19 protein-coding genes are annotated in these 17536 nt (G+C 73.7%); 6 read left to right on the top strand and 13 right to left on the bottom strand.

Going from position 1 to position 17536, the window contains the following annotated elements; genetic code table 11:
- Positions 1-54 precede the first annotated feature (54 nt).
- Positions 55-1302 carry a ThiF family adenylyltransferase gene (locus tag ACY8FT_RS01315; RefSeq protein WP_462417147.1) on the bottom strand — a complete coding sequence of 416 codons (1248 nt, stop codon included), beginning with the start codon at positions 1300-1302 and terminating at the stop codon, positions 55-57.
- An 87-nt stretch (positions 1303-1389) separates the two neighbouring features.
- On the opposite strand from ACY8FT_RS01315, the gene ACY8FT_RS01310 reads away from it, so the two are divergent.
- Positions 1390-1617 (top strand): DUF3107 domain-containing protein, encoded by a 228-nt coding sequence (locus ACY8FT_RS01310; protein ID WP_462417146.1) that lies wholly within the window; start codon positions 1390-1392, stop codon positions 1615-1617.
- Positions 1618-1806: 189 nt separating this feature from the next.
- Positions 1807-3225, top strand: a complete 1419-nt coding sequence (locus tag ACY8FT_RS01305) for a DEAD/DEAH box helicase (RefSeq protein WP_462417145.1) — start codon at positions 1807-1809, stop codon at positions 3223-3225.
- 21 nt (positions 3226-3246) lie between these two features.
- Here ACY8FT_RS01305 and ACY8FT_RS01300 read toward each other — a convergent pair whose 3' ends face one another.
- Positions 3247-4101: a PHP domain-containing protein gene (locus ACY8FT_RS01300; protein ID WP_462417144.1), complete on the bottom strand. Its 855-nt coding sequence runs from the start codon at positions 4099-4101 to the stop codon at positions 3247-3249.
- The gene (locus ACY8FT_RS01295) at positions 4098-5762 is read right to left on the bottom strand and encodes a threonine/serine exporter family protein (protein WP_462417143.1); all 1665 of its coding nucleotides are present in this window, start codon (positions 5760-5762) and stop codon (positions 4098-4100) included. The genes ACY8FT_RS01300 and ACY8FT_RS01295 overlap by 4 nt, the downstream gene beginning before the upstream one ends.
- Positions 5763-5855: 93 nt before the next feature.
- On the opposite strand from ACY8FT_RS01295, the gene ACY8FT_RS01290 reads away from it, so the two are divergent.
- Genes ACY8FT_RS01290 through moaA form a run of 4 tightly spaced genes read left to right on the top strand, consistent with a single transcriptional unit; the run spans position 5856 to position 9363 of the window.
- Entirely contained in the window at positions 5856-7337 is a 1482-nt protein-coding gene (locus ACY8FT_RS01290) for an aminopeptidase P family protein (protein WP_462417142.1), read from the top strand.
- 48 nt (positions 7338-7385) lie between these two features.
- On the top strand, positions 7386-7886 hold the full coding sequence (locus ACY8FT_RS01285; protein ID WP_462417141.1) for a MogA/MoaB family molybdenum cofactor biosynthesis protein: 501 nt from the start codon (positions 7386-7388) through the stop codon (positions 7884-7886).
- Positions 7886-8371: a molybdenum cofactor biosynthesis protein MoaE gene (locus tag ACY8FT_RS01280; RefSeq protein ID WP_462417140.1), complete on the top strand. Its 486-nt coding sequence runs from the start codon at positions 7886-7888 to the stop codon at positions 8369-8371. The genes ACY8FT_RS01285 and ACY8FT_RS01280 overlap by 1 nt, the downstream gene beginning before the upstream one ends.
- The gene (moaA, locus tag ACY8FT_RS01275) at positions 8368-9363 is read left to right on the top strand and encodes a GTP 3',8-cyclase MoaA (protein ID WP_462417139.1); all 996 of its coding nucleotides are present in this window, start codon (positions 8368-8370) and stop codon (positions 9361-9363) included. The genes ACY8FT_RS01280 and moaA overlap by 4 nt, the downstream gene beginning before the upstream one ends.
- A gap of 18 nt (positions 9364-9381) precedes the next feature.
- Here moaA and ACY8FT_RS01270 read toward each other — a convergent pair whose 3' ends face one another.
- Genes ACY8FT_RS01270 through narH form a run of 10 tightly spaced genes read right to left on the bottom strand, consistent with a single transcriptional unit; the run spans position 9382 to position 17522 of the window.
- Positions 9382-10035: a DUF421 domain-containing protein gene (locus ACY8FT_RS01270; RefSeq protein WP_462417138.1), complete on the bottom strand. Its 654-nt coding sequence runs from the start codon at positions 10033-10035 to the stop codon at positions 9382-9384.
- A gap of 59 nt (positions 10036-10094) precedes the next feature.
- The gene (locus ACY8FT_RS01265) at positions 10095-10337 is read right to left on the bottom strand and encodes a MoaD/ThiS family protein (protein ID WP_462417137.1); all 243 of its coding nucleotides are present in this window, start codon (positions 10335-10337) and stop codon (positions 10095-10097) included.
- Positions 10334-10678 (bottom strand): DUF6457 domain-containing protein, encoded by a 345-nt coding sequence (locus ACY8FT_RS01260; protein ID WP_462417136.1) that lies wholly within the window; start codon positions 10676-10678, stop codon positions 10334-10336. Before ACY8FT_RS01260 ends, ACY8FT_RS01265 begins: the two co-directional genes overlap by 4 nt.
- The gene (gene mobA, locus ACY8FT_RS01255; protein ID WP_462417135.1) at positions 10675-11322 is read right to left on the bottom strand and encodes a molybdenum cofactor guanylyltransferase; all 648 of its coding nucleotides are present in this window, start codon (positions 11320-11322) and stop codon (positions 10675-10677) included. The genes ACY8FT_RS01260 and mobA overlap by 4 nt, the downstream gene beginning before the upstream one ends.
- Complete coding sequence (gene moaC, locus ACY8FT_RS01250; protein WP_462417134.1) at positions 11319-11810, bottom strand: cyclic pyranopterin monophosphate synthase MoaC; 492 nt, start codon at positions 11808-11810, stop codon at positions 11319-11321. The genes mobA and moaC overlap by 4 nt, the downstream gene beginning before the upstream one ends.
- The gene (locus ACY8FT_RS01245) at positions 11807-13096 is read right to left on the bottom strand and encodes a molybdopterin molybdotransferase MoeA (RefSeq protein WP_462417133.1); all 1290 of its coding nucleotides are present in this window, start codon (positions 13094-13096) and stop codon (positions 11807-11809) included. Before ACY8FT_RS01245 ends, moaC begins: the two co-directional genes overlap by 4 nt.
- Positions 13097-13136: 40 nt before the next feature.
- Positions 13137-14399 (bottom strand): ThiF family adenylyltransferase, encoded by a 1263-nt coding sequence (locus ACY8FT_RS01240; protein WP_462417132.1) that lies wholly within the window; start codon positions 14397-14399, stop codon positions 13137-13139.
- Positions 14396-15127 carry a respiratory nitrate reductase subunit gamma gene (narI, locus tag ACY8FT_RS01235; protein WP_462417131.1) on the bottom strand — a complete coding sequence of 244 codons (732 nt, stop codon included), beginning with the start codon at positions 15125-15127 and terminating at the stop codon, positions 14396-14398. The genes ACY8FT_RS01240 and narI overlap by 4 nt, the downstream gene beginning before the upstream one ends.
- Positions 15124-15858 (bottom strand): nitrate reductase molybdenum cofactor assembly chaperone, encoded by a 735-nt coding sequence (gene narJ, locus ACY8FT_RS01230; RefSeq protein ID WP_462417130.1) that lies wholly within the window; start codon positions 15856-15858, stop codon positions 15124-15126. Before narJ ends, narI begins: the two co-directional genes overlap by 4 nt.
- A complete protein-coding gene (gene narH, locus ACY8FT_RS01225; protein ID WP_462417129.1) occupies positions 15858-17522 on the bottom strand; it encodes a nitrate reductase subunit beta in 1665 nt (554 codons plus the stop codon). The genes narJ and narH overlap by 1 nt, the downstream gene beginning before the upstream one ends.
- Between the last annotated feature and the right edge of the window lie 14 nt (positions 17523-17536).

Raw genomic sequence — 17536 nt, 5'->3', positions numbered from 1 at the left:
CCCCATGCGACCACTCCCCACCGACAACCTGCCCCCGGTCGACGGCCGGCGGCGTCACCAGATGGGGAGGTCGGGGTCCACCTCGCGGGCCCACTGCATCAGGCCCCCGTGCAGCAGGTACACCCCGGCGAACCCCTGGGCGTGCAGCAACCGCGCGGCCTCGACCGAGCGACGCCCGTTGCGGCAGTACACGACGACGTTGTCGTGCGGGCCGAAGACCTCCTTCGCCCGCCCCTGCCGGACGTCGTCGAGCTCCAGGTGGAAGGAGCCGTCGAGCGCGACCACCTCGCGCTCGTGCTCACCGCGCACGTCCAGCAGCACGAAGGGCTCGAACTCCTCGCGGTTCTGCATCATCTGCTGCAGCGTCAGCACGTCCAGGACCGGCGGCTGCCACTGCTCGCCGCCGACCTCGTCGGGGATGCTGATCGTCCCGGTGCGGGCCCACGCGCGGTCGCTGGAGGCCGCCGGGCGGCACACGGGGCACTGCGGGTCGGCGGCGCGACGGTCGTCCGACCACTGCTGCGTCAACGTGTCCACCTGCAGGATCCAGCCCAGCAGCGGGTCCCCCAGGGCCAGCAGCAGCTTGAGCGTCTCGGTGGCCATCACCATGCCGACCTGCCCGGTGACCGGCCCGAAGACGCCGGACTCGGTGAACTGCAGGTCGACGGAGCCGGGCGGCTGGATGTCGCTCGTGCACTCCGAGCACGGGCCGTGGGGCGCCCACCAGACGGCCACCCGCCCGCGGAACTGCTCCACCGCACCCCACACGTGGGGCACCGCGAGCTCCGCGGCGACCCCGGCCAGCACGCGGCGCGCCTCCGGGGAGTCCGTGCAGTCGACGATCACGTCGTAGGGCTCCAGCAGCTCCAGAGCGTTCTCCGGCGTGACGTAGCCGTCGAGCATGCGCACCCGCACCCGGTCGTTGATGCGGTGCACCCCGGCGGCGGCGGCCTCCACCTTGGGCCGCCCCACCCACTCGGCGCCGAAGATCGGCTTGCGCTGCAGGTTGGACAGCTCGACCGAGTCGACGTCCACGACGAGGACCTCCGCCACACCTGCACCGGCCAGGTACTGAAGCACCGGAGAGGCCAGACCGCCGAGGCCCACGACGGCCACCCGGGCCGCGCCCCAGCGGCGCTGCCCCGCCGTGCCGATGCCCGGGGTGGCGATGTTCCGGGCGTACCGCTGCACGGTGGCGCGGTCCAACTCGGGGGCCATGTCGTTCAACGGCTGGCCGGGTCCGACCATCCGCCGCTCGGGCTGGGCCTGCTGCGGGGTATGGCCGGAATCGTCGTGGGACATGCCCCCACCCTAGGCCGAGCCGCCCGGTCCGGGCAGAACCTAGGCTGGGGGGAAAGCACGTTTCCCCGACGAAGGACGAGGTAGAAGATGGACATCCGCATCGGCATCCGCGAGGTCGCCCGCGAGCTCAGCGTCGAGAGCCGCCAGAGCGCCGACGAGGTCGAGGCCCTGGTGAACGCGGCCCTGGCAGGGGAGACCGCCGTGCTGCGCCTGGAGGACTCCCAGGGCCGCCGGGTGCTGGTGCCCTCGGCCCACATCGGCTACGTCGACCTCGGCTCCGAGGACCGCGGCCGGGTGGGCTTCGGCACCGCCTGAGCCCACAACCACGGCGCCGACCGGTCGCCGGGTGCCCGTAGTATGAACAGGACACCCGGTGCCCGGTCGGCACACCGTGAACGGGGCGGGACGCCCCCACGCCGCACCTGCGGCCGCGCGCTCGCACGCGCCTTGGAAGAACTCCGATCGGCCCGATTCCCGCGCCCCGCGCGCCCGATCAGGAGACCCATGACCGACAAGACCTTCGCCGAGTACGGCATCCACCCCGACATCGCGACGGCCCTCGCCGACGGCGGCATCGAGAAGCCCTTCCCCATCCAGGCGATGACCCTCCCGGTGGCCCTGGACCGGCAGGACATCATCGGCCAGGCCAAGACCGGTACCGGCAAGACGCTCGGCTTCGGCGTGCCGATGGTCCACCACGTCGTCTCCCCCACCGACTCGAACTTCTCCGAGCTCGAGCAGCCCGGCGCCCCGCAGGCGCTGGCCGTCGCCCCCACCCGCGAGCTCGCGGTGCAGGTGGCCGGCGACCTCGAGCGCGCCGCGGCCCACCGCGGGATCCGCGTGCTGACGGTCTACGGCGGCCGCGCCTACGAGCCGCAGATCGAGGCCCTGGAGAAGGGCGTCGAGATCGTCGTCGGCACCCCCGGGCGCCTCATCGACCTGTGCGAGCGCGGCCACCTCACCCTGGCCCACGCCCGCACCGTCGTGCTCGACGAGGCCGACGAGATGCTCGACCTCGGCTTCCTGCCCGATGTGGAGAAGCTGCTCAGCCTGACCCCCGCCGGTCGGCAGACGATGCTCTTCTCGGCCACCATGCCCGGCGCCGTGGTGGCGATGGCGCGCCGGTACATGAACCAGCCCACCCACATCCGCGCGATGGAGGAGGCACCCGGGGCCGGCGCCGCGGTCGAGCTCACCGACCAGTTCGTCTACCGCGCCCACGCGATGGACAAGGTGGAGATGCTGGCCCGCCTGCTGCAGTCGAAGGACCGCGGCCTGAGCATCGTGTTCACGCGCACCAAGCGCACCGCCGCCAAGGTGGCCGACCAGCTGGTGGAGCGCGGCTTCGCGGCCGCGGCGATCCACGGCGACCTCGGCCAGGGCGCCCGCGAGCAGGCCCTGCGCGCCTTCCGCTCCGGCAAGGTCGACGTGCTGGTGGCCACCGACGTCGCGGCCCGTGGCATCGACGTCGACGACGTCACCCACGTCGTGAACTACCAGTGCCCCGAGGACGAGAAGACCTACCTGCACCGCATCGGCCGCACCGGGCGTGCAGGGAAGACGGGCGTCGCGGTGACCCTCGTGGACTGGGACGACCTGCACCGCTGGGCCCTCATCAACCGGGCGCTCGACCTCGGCGCCCCGGAGCCCGCGGAGACCTACTCGACCTCGCCGCACTTCTACGCCGACCTGCAGATCCCCACCGACGTCACCGGGGAGCTCCCCAAGGCCCAGCGCACCCGCGCCGGCCTGAAGGCCGAGCACCTGGACGAGTCGGGCGACCTGAAGTCGCCCCGCGGCTCGGAGTCCGGCGGCGGACGCGGACCCGGCGGTCGGCGATCCGGGGGCCGGCCGAACGGCTCGGCCTCGGGTGGCGAGCGCCGGCCGCGGCGCCGGCGCACCCGCGGCGGCTCGCGCGACTGAGCCCGTGGCGCCGCCGAGGGGTCACCCTCGGCGGCGCAGCAGCTCCTCCCAGAGCTCCAAAGGGGTCGTGTTCTCCCCCAGCAGGTTCGGCTTGCCGCTGCCGTGGTAGTCGCTGGAGCCCAGCGGGACGAGGTCCAGCTCGGCGGCCCAGCGGGCCGAACGGTCCCGCTCGGCGGCGTCGTGCTCGCGGTGGCGCAACTCGATGCCGGCGAGCCCCAGGTCGGCCAGCTCCTCGACCTCCTCGCGGGTCACGTTGCGCCCGCGCACCCCGGTGAGCGGGTGGGCCAGCGCCACGACGCCCCCGGACCGCCGCACCGCCCGCACCACGTCGGCCGCCTCGGGCACCGGGTGGTGCAGGTGGTAGCGCCCGCCACGGCGCAGCGGGCCGGCGAAGGCCGCATCGCGGTCCGGCACCACCCCGGCGGCCACCAGCGCGTCGGCGATGTGGGGGCGCCCCGGCGTCGCGCCCGGGGGCACGTGCTCCCAGACCTGCTCCGGTGTCCACCCGGTGTCCTCGGCGACGAGCGCCGCCATCCGGTCCATGCGGACGCGGCGCCCCTCGACGGTGGCCCGCAGCAGGGCCGTGACCTCCGGGCTGTCCGCGGCCACCCCGTGCGCCAGCAGGTGGACCGGCACGGCGCGGTCCGGACGCGGCACCTCCGCGCTGACCTCGATGCCGACGTGGGTGCGGATGCCGTGGCGCTCCCCGGCGGCCAGCGCCTCCTGCCACCCCGCGGTGGTGTCGTGGTCGGTCAGGGCCACCGCCTCCAGCCCGAGCTCGGCGGCGCGGCGCACCACCACACCGGGCGGTTCCGTGCCGTCCGAGGCGGTCGAGTGAGTGTGCGGGTCGATCTGCCCGCGCAGCCGGTGGCTCACGTCTCCACCACCCGGCTGGCCTTGCGCTGCCAGCGCGAGAAGCCGGTGCTGGTGCGCGCCACCCAGGTGCCGAGGCTGACACCGGCGGCGAGCGCGAGCCCACTGGCCACCGCGGAGAGGATCTGCTGCACACCGCTGAGGTAGGTGGCGGGGTCGTTGTCCATGAGCTGGTAGATGCCGCGGTAGACCATGCCACCGGGCAGGAACGGGGCGATGACGGCCGTGTTCAGCGCCAGCGAGGGGACGTTCAGCCAGCGGCCGAGGTGGTGGGCGAGGAAGGACACCGAGGCCACCGCCGCGGTGACCCGCATCTCGTAGGAGAAGCCGAGGGCGCTCAGCGGCCAGTAGACCAGCATCGCCGTCGAGCCCAGCCCGGCCGCCACCCAGGCAGCCCGCATCGATCCGTAGGTGGCGATCGTCGAGAAGAAGCAGAACACCGACGAGGAGACGACCAGCGTGAGGAGGTCGTCCGACAGGTAGGGCCGATTCAGGAAGGTCAGCTGCAGGCCGGCCCGGTGGGCCGCGGAGAGCACGAGCGCGACGCCGAGGGCCACACCGGTGGTCATGACGGCCACCTCGAAGGCGCGCGCCCCGGCGGTCACGTAGTAGCCGTCCAGCGCGTCCTGCGCCGTGCTGACCACGCCGAGACCGGCCAGCAGCACGATGATGCCGCTGGCCACCACGAGCGAGTGCACCTGGTTGCCCGGCGGGTCCAGCGGCACGCCCCACAGGTACGGCTGGTGGAGCTCGACCAGGTAGATGCCGACCGCGACCAGCGCCGGGATCGTCGCCGCGACGATCTGCGCGAAGAAGGGAGGCAGCGCCCAGCGGCCGAGCACCGTGAGCACCTTGTCGATCGCCAGCACGGTGCAGAAGGTGAGGATCCAGGTGACCCAGTCGGCGCCCAGCAGCGCGGAGATCGCCGCACCCATCATCGCCAGCGCAGTGGTGGCCACCCACGGGCGGTAGGGACGCGGCGAGTGCAGGATCTCCTCCAGGCGCGAGGCCGCGGTGTCGATCTCCTCGGGGTTCTCCACGAGCTCCTCGACGAAGGCCTGCAGGCGCTCCACCACGGTGAAGTCGTAGGTGCGCGCGCGCACGACGCGCATGACCGAGAGCGGGTCCTCCCCGATCCCCCGGTGGATGCTGACGGTGATCGAGGTGAACGTGATGTCCACGTGCGCCGAGTGCACCCCGAAGGCGCTGGTGAGCTGGAACAGTGTGGCGACCACGTCGGCGGCCGGTGTGCCGGCGGCCAGCAGCGCCTCGCCGGTGCGCAGCGCCAGGTCGATCACCTGGCGACCACGGCGCTCGTCGAGGCCGCGCTCACCGGACTGCACGAGCGGGGCGGCCGGGCGGGAGGTCGGACGGACCACGTCGGCCAGCCGAATGACCCGCCGCCGGGTCGTGCCCTGGACAGTGCCGGGGGCCAGCTGGTCCTGGACGCCCGGCGCGAGCACGACCTCCTCGGTGATCCCCGTGGCCAACGAGCTCGCGGGGGCCGAGACCTGTTGCGTGGGCACCGGATCGGTCGTCGCCCGGGCGGTCGACGGCTGGGGGGCGGACTGCCCGGTGGGGACCGCTGCCGTGCGCGGCGTCTCACCGGTCCGGGCACCACGGGCGACCGAGGCGAGCGAGCGCGGTGTACGGGACTGGGGCACGCGGCATACTGTCGCTCCCCACCGCGCCATTCCACAAGTCCGCGAGCCCCCACCACCGGCCCCGGCGGACGTGGGGCGTGACACACTGGCTCGGTGAGTGAAGAGCAGCAGAAGCAGGACCACCGCAGCCGCCCCAGCTCGGAGAACTTCCGGGCGTTCATCGCCGCCGACTGGGCCGAGCGCGATCTCTCCGGCGTGCAGCCCCTGGAGTCCGCCCGGTACGCCGCGCCGCGCCGCGAGGAGCTGGCCTCCCGCTTCCCGGGACAGACCCTCGTCGTGCCCGCCGGCGGCCTCAAGGTGCGCTCGAACGACACCGACTACGTCTTCCGCCCGCACTCCACCTTCGCCCACCTGACCGGCCTCGGCGCCGACCGCGAGCCGGACGCCGTGCTGGTGATCCGCTCCGGGGAGGAGGGGACCGCCCCAGAGGCCGTCTTCTACTTCCGCCCGATGGCCGCCCGGGACTCCGAGGAGTTCTTCGCGGACTCGCGCTACGGCGAGTTCTGGGTCGGCCCCCGGCCGGTGGAGGAGGACATCCGCCGGGAGCTGGGCCTGGACGCCCGCCACGTGGACCGCCTGGAGGCCGACCTGGCCGCCGACGCCGAGCGCCTGCGCGTGGTGCCGGACGCCGACCGTGACGTCACCGCGCTGGTGCGCCGCGTCCGCGGGGACGAGACGCCCGATGAGGGCGCCGGGGCCACCGCCGACGACGAGCTCGCCCACGCCTGCTCCGTGCTGCGCCTGGTGAAGGACGAGTGGGAGGCCGAGCAGATGCGCGAGGCCGTCCGGGCCACCGGTCGCGCCTTCGACGCGGTCATCGAGAACCTCGAGGAGGCCGTCGACCGCGGCCGCGGCGAGCGGTGGATCGAGGGCGTCTTCGGCCTCCACGCGCGCCACGCCGGCAACGGGGTGGGCTACGACTCGATCGTGGCCTCCGGTGACCACGCGAACACGCTGCACTGGATCCGCAACACCGGCGACCTGGACCCGAACGAGCTGCTCCTCCTGGACGCCGGGGTGGAGCTCGACTCGCTGTTCACCGCCGACGTGACCCGCACGCTGCCGATCGGCGGCACCTTCACCGACGCCCAGCGCAAGGTCTACGACGCGGTGTACGCCGCGCAGGAGGCCGGCATCGCCGCGGTGAAGCCGGGCAACAAGTTCGGTGACGTGCACGCCGCGGCCATCCGCGTGATCGCCGAGCACCTGCACGCGTGGGGGCTGCTGCCCGAGGGCGTGTCGGTGGAGGACACCCTGAAGCCCGAGGCGCAGTACCACCGCCGCTGGATGGTGCACGGCACGAGCCACCACCTGGGCCTGGACGTGCACGACTGCGCGCTGGCCCGCCGCGAGGAGTACATGGGTGCCGAGCTGCTGCCGGGCATGTGCCTGACGGTGGAGCCCGGGCTGTACTTCAAGGCCGACGACCTCAAGGTGCCCGAGGAGTTCCGCGGCATCGGCGTGCGCATCGAGGACGACGTCCTGGTCACGCAGGACGGCTGCGAGAACCTCTCGGGCTTCATGCCCCGCACCTCCGACGACGTCGAGGCGTGGATGAAGCGCCTGCGTGGCTGAGGCCCCCGGAGCGCCGGTGGCCAACCCCTCGCGGGTAGGCTCGAGCGCATGTCCCACGCCGTCCCGTGCACCGTCGTCACGGTCTCGGACCGGGTCTCCCAGGGGGCCCGTGAGGACCGCTCGGGCCCGCTCGCGCGCGACCTGGTGACCGAGGCGCTCGGCGGTCCGGTGGAGCTGCAGGTGGTGCCCGACGGCGAGGAGTCCGTCCGCGAGGCCGTCCGCACCGCGCTGCGCTCCGGGGCACGCTTGGTCGTGACCACCGGAGGCACCGGCGTCTCCCCTCGGGACCGCACCCCCGAGGGCACGGCACCCCTGCTCGACCGGCAGCTGCCCGGTGTGGCCGCCGCCCTGCACGCGGCCGGGGCCGACAAGGGGCCGCACGCCCTGCTCACCCGGGGGCTCGTCGGTGTCGTCGACGCCGGCGAGGACTCCCCCGGGGCCGTCGTCGCCAACCTGCCCGGCAGCACCGGCGGCGTGCGTGACGGCCTGGCGGTGCTCCTGCCCGTGGTGCCCCACGTGCTGGACCAGCTGGCCGGGGGCGACCACTGATGGTCACCGACCCGCGCGTCGTCCACGCGGCCGTCACCGACGAGCCGCTGGACGCCGACGCCCTGGAGACCGCCGTGCTGCAGCCCTCGCACGGGGCCGTGACGCGTTTCGTCGGCCGGGTGCGGGACCACGACCCGGAGGCCGCCGGTGAGGTGGTCTCGCTGGACTACAGCGCCCACCCGGACGCCCCGGCGATCCTGCAGCGCATCACCACCGAGGTGCTCGACGCACACGACCCCGAGGGACGCACCCGCGTGGCCGTGGCGCACCGGACCGGCCACCTCGAGGTGGGCGACCTCGCCATCGTGGTGGCGGTCGCCTCCGCGCACCGGGCGATCACCTTCACCGTCTGCTCCGAGCTGGTGGAGCAGGTGAAGGCCCGGCTGCCGATCTGGAAGCACCAGCACGAGGCCGACGGCCGCGCCGTCTGGTCCGCCCTCGGCCTGGACGAGGCCGCCACCCCGACCGCTGGGAGGTCCACGTGACCGGACTGGTCGACCGTTTCGGGCGGATCCACACCGACCTGCGCATCTCGCTCATCGACAAGTGCAACCTGCGCTGCACCTACTGCCTGCCCGCCGAGGGCGTCCCCTGGCTGCCGAAGGACGAGCTGCTGACCCGGGAGGAGATCGTCTCCGTGGCCCGGGTGGCCGTGGACTGCGGCATCAACGAGATCCGGCTGACCGGCGGCGAGCCGCTGCTGCGCCGGGACCTCACCGAGCTCGTGGCCGACCTGGCCGCGCTGGAGGGGCCCGAGGGGCCGATCGAGCTCTCGATGACCACCAACGGCATCGGGCTGGACCGCCGCGCGCAGGAGCTCGCGGACGCCGGCCTGGCCCGGGTGAACATCAGCCTGGACACCCTGGACCCCGAGCTCTTCCACCGGATGGCGCGGCGCCGCCAGCACGGCGCCGTCCTCGCCGGCATCGACGCCGCCCTGGCAGCCGAGCTGCGCCCGGTGAAGATCAACACCGTGCTGATGCGCGACCAGAACGACCACGAGGCCGCGGACCTGCTGGCCTGGGCGCTGGAGACCGGGGTGGAGCTGCGCTTCATCGAGCAGATGCCGCTGGACGCCGGGCACACCTGGACCCGCGAGGGCATGGTGACCCGCGAGGAGATCGTGCGCGCCCTGTCCGAGCGCTTCGAGCTCACCGAGGTGCCGGGACGTGGCGCGGCACCGGCCGAGCGCTTCCTGGTGGACGGCGGGCCGGCGACCGTGGGCGTCATCGCCTCGGTGACGGCCCCCTTCTGCGGGGCGTGCGACCGACTGCGCCTCACCGCCGACGGCCAACTGCGCTCCTGCCTGTTCGCCCGCTCGGAGACGGACCTGCGGGCACCGCTCCGGGACGGGGCCGGCACCGAGGAGATCGCGGCCCTGTTCCGCGAGGCGACGCTGGGCAAGCAGCCGGGTCACGGCATCGACGACCCCGGCTTCCTGCAGCCGCCGCGTCCGATGAGCGCCATCGGCGGCTGAGCGGACGCCCCGCAGTCGTCAGCGGCGCCGCCACGGCAGCCGTCGGGCGCGGGGCCCGGGCCACGTGGGCACCGGCCTCCTGCCCTGCGGCCGCGGCGGGCCCGCGACCAGCGCGGCCGGCACGAGGCGGCGTCCGGCCACCCCGGCGATGAGGTCGCGGTCGATCTTCTCGCCCTTGCGGACCACCGTGAGGCTGCCCCGGTTCTCCAGGATCACCAGCTGGACGTCCTCCACCCGCTGGATCCCGGCACGCCGCAGCATGGCCAGCAGGTGGGAGCGGTTCAGGCGCCGCTGTCGCAGGTGGGGGTGGATGACGTGTCCGTTCACCATCACCACGGCCGGCTGAGGTCCGTGCAGGTGCAGCAGCTGCCCCACCCCCTGCTGCACCCGTCCGAGGAACGCCTCCAGGAGCAGCAGGGTGCCGATGGCGATGAGCGCGCCCAGCAGCGTGGGCGAGTTCCCCAGCATCGCCCGGGCCGCGATGGCGCCGAACAGCGCCACCAGCGTGAAGCTCAGCACGGAGGGTGCGGACATCAGCCGCGGCCCCAGCACCTGCATGACGACCGTGTAGACGAGGTAGAGCACGGTCGTCGAGATGACCACCCCCACGGCACCCCAGTGGCTGATGCCGATCTGGAACCAGAGCTCGTGCGTGCCGTCCAGAGGGAGCATGCCCGCCATTGTCGGTGGCACGTCCCGGTCCGTCGTGCCGGGGTTTCCCGGCCCTGGGCTCAGCCGCCGGCGAAGGGCGGCAGCACGTCCACCAGGGCGCCCTCTCGCAGGGGGGTGGCCGGGTCGTCCACCCGCACCCCGTCCACCAGGATCGCGCACCGCTCGGCCACCCGCCCGAGCCGCTCCCCGTGCTGCTCGACGGCGCCCTCGAGCAGCTCCCCGAGCGTCGCCCCGGCGTAGTCGCCCTCGGCACGGCCCGCGGCCTCCCCGGCCGCGGCGAACCAGCGCACTCGTGCGGTCATCGCTCCTCCTCCCGGGACGTCCCGTGCGTCCCCGACGTCTCCCCATGTTCCGCCACGCCCCCGTGGTCCGTCAGCGGACCCTCTTGAGCCAGCTCCGTCACCCGGTCGACGGCCTCCTCGAGCGTCAGCCCGGGCTGGCTCGCGAGCGCCTGCCCCACCAGGAAGGTGGAGACCGGCACCAGCGGCCGCTCCACCTGGTGGGCCACGGTGCTGGCCAGGCGATGCAGGGTCGCGACGTCGACGGACGTCTCCGGCAGCCCGAGCGCCTCGCGGGCGCGGGCCGCCCAGGCGTCCCAGCGCGCGGGGTCCTCGGGCAGGTCGTGGGTCCGTCCGGTGCTCATGCCTCTCCTCCTGCGGTCAGGCGCGCGGTCCAGCGCGCGTGGTCCTCCCAGGTGTCGACGTCCTCGACGTCGTGCTCGTCGGCCGGGTCCGCCCGGCGCAGGTCCAACCGGCCCACCAGCGCCTTCACCGGCCGGTCGGTGGGGTCCCCGAGCTCGTCCAGCGCACGCAGCAGCGCAGTGCGGCGGTAGACGGCCCCCAGCCACTGCCGGTGGCCCGTCGCGTCCTGCGGGGCGAAGCCGTCGGCGCCCGCGTGCGGCCCGTCCTCACCGGCGGACTCCTCGGCCTCGGCCCGGTCGGCCGCCGCCAGCAGACCCGGCACGACACGCACCAGACCGGGGGCGTCGGTGGCCAGCACCAGCACCCAGTCGGACGGATCGTCGCCCCCGGCGTCCTCGCCCAGGGCCCCCAACCCCGCCGCGATGCCGGCCGCGGGTCCGGAGCGCGGCGGGTCCTCCACGGTCCGCAGCACCCCGGCGGGCACCTCCGGGTCCCCGACCACGACGGTGCACCGGGCCCCCGCGGCAGCGGCCAGCACCCGGTCCAGCATCCGCTGGCCGGCGAGCTCCACGTCACCCTTGGAGACCCCGCCGAGCCGCCGCCCCGTGCCCCCGGCGAGCACGATCGCGTCGTGGACCGGGCTCACGCCTCCTCGCCCTCGCGGACCCAGGTGCCGCTGCGCCCGCCCTCCTTGCGGACCAGGCGCACGTCGGCCAGGTGGGCCGAGCGGTCGGTGCCCTTGACCATGTCGATCACCGCGAGCGCGGCGACGGACACACTGGTGAGGGCCTCCATCTCCACCCCGGTGCGGTCGGCGGTGCGCACCGTGGCCTCGACCTCCACGCCCTCGTCGACGATCTCGAGGTCCACCACCGCGCCGTGCACTCCGATGACGTGGGCCAGCGGCAGCAGCTCGGGGGTCCGCTTGGCAGCCGCGATACCGGCGATGCGCGCGACTGCGAGCACGTCACCCTTGGGGACGGTGCCGTCACGCAGCATGCGCACGACCTCCGGGGCGCACCGCACCCGCCCGCGGGCGGTGGCGGCCCGGACGGTCGGCTGCTTGGCGGTCACGTCCACCATGCGGGCCTGCCCGGCCTCGTCCATGTGGGTGAAGGGGCTGTCACTGCTCATCGGATCCTCCTCAGGGGCAACAGGTCACCGGCCGACACGTAGTCCTGCCCGGCGGGCACCTCGACGACCCCGTCGGCGGCCGCCAGAGCGCTCACCATGTGCGAGGCCGAGCCGCGACGGTGCGCGGGATGGGCCACCGGGCGCCCGTCCGCGTCGGTGGAGGTGACCACCGGCAGCACCTGGCGGCGTCCCGCCGGGCAGTCCCAGTCGGTCCCGGCCACCACGGTCGCGGGCTCCGGCTCCGGGAGCCCCAGCAGGGCGCGCAGGGCCGGCCGCACGAACATCTCGAAGGACACCGCCGCCGACAGCGGGTTGCCCGGGACGGCCACCAGCGGCGTCCCGGACCAGACCGCGTGCCCCTGCGGCTTGCCCGGCTGCATGCCCACGTGGACGAAGCGGCCACCGGCACCACGGCCCTCCGGGCCACCAGCGGAGTCGGCGAGCACGATGCGGGTGACGTCGTGCTCGCCGACACTCACCCCGCCGGAGAGCAGCAGCAGGTCGCACCGCTCGGCCAGCTCGTCGAGGCGGGCGGCGAGGGCGTCGGCGTCGTCAGGCACCACTGGACCGGTCACCGCCTCGGCGCCCGCCCTCCGTACCAGGGCAGCGAGGTGGACGGCGTTGCTCTCGTGGATCTGCCCACGCGCCAGCGGCTCCCCCGCCGGCACCAGCTCGTCCCCCGTGGCCACGACGCCCACCACGGGGCGGCGGTGCACGCGCACCGTGCCGACCCCGGCGCCGGCCAGCGCCCCGAGTGCCCCGGCGGTCAGGATGGCCCCGGACGGCAGCACCTCGTCCCCGGCGGCGAGGTCCTCCCCCGCACCGCGCACGTGGGAGCCCTGCCCGGAGCGCGGCAGCCCGGTGACGTGCACCGTCCCCCGCTCGGCCTCCTCGGTCTGCTCGACCGGCACCACCGTGTCCGCAGCGCTCGGCACCGGCGCCCCGGTCATGATGCGGACGCACTGGCCCGGGCCGATGTCCGGGTCGTCACCGGACCCGGCGGGCACCTCGGCCACCACGGTCAGCCGGACGGGGTCGACCGCGCCCGTCTGCTCGCCGGACGGCTCCGCCAACGGGGCGATGTCCTCCCAGCGCACCGCGAAGCCGTCCATGGCCGAGTTCGCGAACGCGGGGACGGCCACGGCGGAACGGGCCGGCTCGGCGAGCACCCGGTCGGCCGCCTGGTCCACGGGCAGCTCCTCGGTGTCGGTCGGGCCCGGCAGCAGGGCCAGCACCTCGGCTCGATACTCCTCCGGGGTCAGCAGGTCACGGCGGGTGGTCGTCACGGTCCTCCTTCACGTCCGGTCGTCGGCCCCCTGTGCGTCGTCAGTAGCGCGGCAGGTCGGGGTCCACGTCGCGGGACCACGCGATCATCCCACCCTCCAGCACGGCGGGGGCGTCCATGCCGTGGACCGCCAGGTGGCGTGCCGCCGCCCGGGCCCGCACGCCGGCCTTGCAGACGAGCACCACGGGGCGCTGCCCGGCACCGGCCGCGCGCAGCCGCTCGACGGCGGGGCCGGGCTCGTCGGCGAGCTCCGTGAGCGCCAGGTGCACCGAACCGGGCACCTGCCCGAAGGCGAGCTCACCGGCCGAGCGCACGTCCACCACCAGCGGGGCGTCCTCGGCCCCCAGACGGGAGGCGAGCTCGGAGGCGGTGACCAGCGGCCAGTCGGGCTCGGGGGCCGCGTCCGGAGTCGGGCTCCCGGTGCCCGGCTCCTCCACCGGCGAGCCCCCCGTGGGCGCGTCGTCCTTCCCCACCCCACCGGGCAGGGCCGCGACCGGGATCTCCTGCGTGCGCATCGTGGCCGCGTCGACGAAGAGCACGCGCCCCAGCAGCGGCTCGCCGGTGCCGGTCACGAGCTTGACCACCTCGAGCGCCATCACCGATCCGACCAGTCCGCACAGGGCGCCGAGCACCCCCGCGTCACCGCAGGCCGGCACGCTCGTGGGATCGGGGGCCACGGGGAAGACGTCCCGCAGGGTGACGCCCGGGACGGACGCAGCTCCGCCCTCGTCCGGGTCGGCGGGGCGGGGCGCCGCCCAGAAGGTGCTCACCTGCGCACGGGTGGCCATGAGGGCCGCCCACACGTGGGGCACCCCGAGCTCCCGGCAGGCGGCATCGAGGGTGTAGCGGGTCGGGAAGTTGTCCGTGCCGTCGACCACGAGGTCGTGCCCCGCCAGCAGGTCGACCGCCGTCTCCGGCCCCAGCCGCTCCTGCACCGCCGACAGCGTGGTGGCCCCGCCCAGCCGGGACAGGGACTCCACCGCGCTCTCGACCTTCGGCCGGCCCACGTCGTCCGGCCCGTGCAGCACCTGGCGCTGCAGGTTGCTGGTCTCGACCACGTCGTCGTCGAAGACCGTCAAGTGCCCCACGCCCGCGGCCACGAGGTACTGCATCAGCGGGCAGCCCAGCCCGCCGGCACCGATCACGGCGACGCGGGCGTTGCGCAGCCGCCGCTGCCCCTCCAGGCCGAGCTCCGGCAGCAGCACGTGGCGCGCCCAGCGCTCGACCTCCTGCCGCGACAGGGCCGGCCCCGGCTCGACCAGGGGGGCGAGCCGGGGCCGGTGGGCCGGGTGCGGGACCGTCACTTCTCCCAGCCACGCTTCGGCGCGCGCGTGCCCGCACCGGCGCCCGGGCGGGAGTCGCGCGAGCGGTACACCACGTAGGGGCGGGTCAGGTAGCCGACCGGCGCGCTGAAGACGTGCACCAGGCGGGTGAACGGCCACATCGCGAACAGCAGGCAGGCCAGCAGCGCGTGCAACTTGAAGCCCAGCGGCGCGCCGGCCATCATCTCCGGCTCCGGCTGGAAGGCGAACACGCTGCGGAACCACGGGGAGACGCCGCTGCGGTAGTTGTACTCGCCGCCGAACTGCAGCAGCGAGCCGGCGATCGTGTTCCAGATGCCCAGCAGGATGACCGCGCCGAGCACCAGGTACATCATCTTGTCGTTCGCGGTGGTCGCGGAGAACACCGGACCGACCGTGCGGCGGCGGTAGACCAGGATCACCAGGCCGACGACCGTGGCGACGCCGGCGGGGATGCCGCCGATCAGCGCGATGAGGTGGTAGGCGTGGCGGCTCAGCCCGATCGCGTCGGTCCACGACTGCGGGATGAGCAGACCCATCACGTGCCCCACGAGCACGCCGAGCATGCCGAAGTGGAACAGCGGGCTGCCCCAGCGCAGCAGGCGGTCCTCGTACAGCTGGGAGCTGCGGGTGGTCCAGCCGAACTTGTCGTACTGGTAGCGCCAGATGTGGCCAACGACGAACACGGCCAGGCACAGGTAGGGGACGATGACCCAGAGCAGGGTGGTCACTTCGGGGCTCCTACGGGGATGTCGGTCCCGAGCACGACCCGCTCGGGATCCTGCTGCGGATGGGGGTTGAGGCGGGGGTCGATGGCGTACGGCTGGGTGTCGAGGCCGACCTCCTCGCTCGGCGGCCCCTCGGCCACCAGGCGGGCAACGGCCTCCCGGTCGTCCCCGCCGAGCTCCGGCAGGGTCGCGCACAGGGCCGCCACGGCACCGTGCCAGGGCGAGTCGACCTGGTCCAGGGCCAGCCTGAGCATCTCGATGCCGGCGCGGTGCTCGTTGAGCAGCTTCCACGCGGCCTCGGCGTCCACGGTGGCGCCGAACTCGAGCACCACGCACAGGTGGTCGGGCAGCTCCTCGGCCTGCAGCTCCACCCCCGCGTCGCGGAAGGCCTGCTTGAACCGGACCAGGGCCACCCCCCGCTTGCGGGTGTCACCGTGGGCGAAGTAGCTCAGGTACAGGCAGAAGCGCCGGGTGTGGTCGAAGGTCTCCACGTACCGGATGCGCAGCGGCTCGAGCTCCTGCCCCTGCAGCGCGTCGATCGTGCGCAGCAGGGGCTCACCCAGCTGGGGGTCCAGGGCACCGGCCACCTGCCGCAGCATCGGCAGGCGCTCCAGCAGCTCCGGGGTGGGGTACTCCAGCAGCAGCGACGCCGCCTGCCAGGTGTCCCTCAGCTCGCGCGGGTCCCGGGTCGGCTCGGTGCGCTTCAGCCGGGCCAGGCGTGCCAGCAGCTCCATCACGAGCGGTCACTCCGCTCGGGGAACATACCCTCGGGGACGCCCTTGCCGTCCCAGTTGAGCAGGTTCACCCGGCCGGTCTTGCTGCCGCCGCCGACCAGCTCGTCGCTCGTCTGGCGCTCGCGCAGCATCTCGAAGTTCTCCACCGCGACCGGCGTGACACCGCCCCGGCCGGAGCCCTCGCCGAACGGCCCGGAGGTCTCGAAGATCTCGTCGTCGAAACCGGAGACCGGGCAGTCGGTGGCGGTCTCCTCCAGCCCGTGCGCCTCCTCGGCGTGGGCCGTGGGGATCACGTAGCGCTCGTCGTACTTGGCGATCGCCAGCAGGCGGAACATCTCGTACATCGACTCGGCGTCCATGCCCACCGCCTCGGCGATGGACTCGTCCGGGTCGCCGCCCAGGTTGATGTCGCGCATGAACGAGCGCATGGCCGCCAGGCGGCGCAGCACATCGTCCACCGGCTTGGTGTCGCCGGCCGTGAACAGGTTGGCCAGGTACTCCACCGGGATGCGCAGGGCCTCGATCGCCGCGAACAGGTTGCCCCGGTCCTCGGCGTCCTGGCCGGACTCCTTGATGACGTCGACCACCGGCGACAGCGGCGGGATGTACCAGACCATCGGCATGGTGCGGTACTCCGGGTGCAGCGGCAGGGCCACCTTGTAGTCCTGGATCAGGCGGCGCACAGGGGACTTCTTGGCGGCCTCGATCCAGTCACCGGGGATGCCGGCCCTCTCCGCCTCGCGCTGGACCTCCGGGTCGTTCGGGTCCAGGAAGACGTCGCGCTGGGCCTCGTAGAGGCCGTGCTCGTCCTCGGTCGCCGCGGCGGCGGCCACCTTGTCGGCGTCGTACAGCATCAGGCCGATGTAGCGCAGGCGACCGACGCAGGTCTCCGCGCACACGGTCGGGATGCCGACCTCCACACGCGGGTAGCAGAAGGTGCATTTCTCGGCCTTGCCCGTCTTGTGGTTGAAGTAGACCTTCTTGTAGGGGCAGCCGGTGATGCACATGCGCCAGCCGCGGCAGCGGTCCTGGTCCACCAGGACGATGCCGTCCTCCTCGCGCTTGTAGATCGCGCCCGACGGGCAGGAGGCCGCACAGCTCGGGTTGAGGCAGTGCTCGCAGATGCGCGGCAGGTAGAACATGAAGGTCTGCTCGAACTCGAACCGGACCTTGTCCGCGATGGTCTTGAGCATCACGTCGTGGGCCGCGTGCTCCTGCGAGCCGCCCAGGTCGTCGTCCCAGTTGGCCGACCACTCGACGTTCATCTGCTTGCCGGAGATCAGCGAGTGCGGCCGCGCCACCGGGAAGTTCTTCTGCTCCGGGGCGTTGAGCAGCGTCTCGTAGTCGTAGGTCCACGGCTCGTAGTAGTCGTCGATGCTCGGCATCTTCGGGTTCGAGAAGATCGTCGCGAGCTTCTTCAGGCGGCCACCGGCACGCAGGGCGAGCCGGCCGTTGGCCTTGCGGACCCAACCACCCTGCCACTCGTCCTGGTCCTCGTACCGCCGGGGGTAGCCGAGCCCGGGGCGGGTCTCGACGTTGTTGAACCAGACGTACTCGGTGCCGGTGCGGTTGGTCCATGCCTGCTTGCAGGTGACCGAGCAGGTGTGGCACCCGATGCACTTGTCCAGGTTCATGACCATCGCCATCTGGGCCATGACGCGCATGTGTCTCTCCTTGG

The sequence above is a fragment of the Kytococcus sp. Marseille-QA3725 genome, from assembly GCF_054950055.1.
The sequence above is the reverse complement of the archived record's forward strand: the minus strand, read 5'-3'. Positions and strand labels throughout refer to the sequence as shown.

What these genes read in the sequence shown, in the direction of transcription:
- ACY8FT_RS01315 (WP_462417147.1), bottom strand. Translation starts at nt 1,302, where the DNA reads ATGTCCCACGACGATTCCGGCCATACCCCGCAGCAGGCCCAGCCCGAG.
- ACY8FT_RS01310 (WP_462417146.1), top strand. Translation starts at nt 1,390, where the DNA reads ATGGACATCCGCATCGGCATCCGCGAGGTCGCCCGCGAGCTCAGCGTC.
- ACY8FT_RS01305 (WP_462417145.1), top strand. Translation starts at nt 1,807, where the DNA reads ATGACCGACAAGACCTTCGCCGAGTACGGCATCCACCCCGACATCGCG.
- ACY8FT_RS01285 (WP_462417141.1), top strand. Translation starts at nt 7,386, where the DNA reads ATGTCCCACGCCGTCCCGTGCACCGTCGTCACGGTCTCGGACCGGGTC.
- ACY8FT_RS01280 (WP_462417140.1), top strand. Translation starts at nt 7,886, where the DNA reads ATGGTCACCGACCCGCGCGTCGTCCACGCGGCCGTCACCGACGAGCCG.
- ACY8FT_RS01270 (WP_462417138.1), bottom strand. Translation starts at nt 10,035, where the DNA reads ATGCTCCCTCTGGACGGCACGCACGAGCTCTGGTTCCAGATCGGCATC.
- ACY8FT_RS01265 (WP_462417137.1), bottom strand. Translation starts at nt 10,337, where the DNA reads ATGACCGCACGAGTGCGCTGGTTCGCCGCGGCCGGGGAGGCCGCGGGC.
- ACY8FT_RS01260 (WP_462417136.1), bottom strand. Translation starts at nt 10,678, where the DNA reads ATGAGCACCGGACGGACCCACGACCTGCCCGAGGACCCCGCGCGCTGG.
- moaC (WP_462417134.1), bottom strand. Translation starts at nt 11,810, where the DNA reads ATGAGCAGTGACAGCCCCTTCACCCACATGGACGAGGCCGGGCAGGCC.
- narJ (WP_462417130.1), bottom strand. Translation starts at nt 15,858, where the DNA reads ATGGAGCTGCTGGCACGCCTGGCCCGGCTGAAGCGCACCGAGCCGACC.
- narH (WP_462417129.1), bottom strand. Translation starts at nt 17,522, where the DNA reads ATGCGCGTCATGGCCCAGATGGCGATGGTCATGAACCTGGACAAGTGC.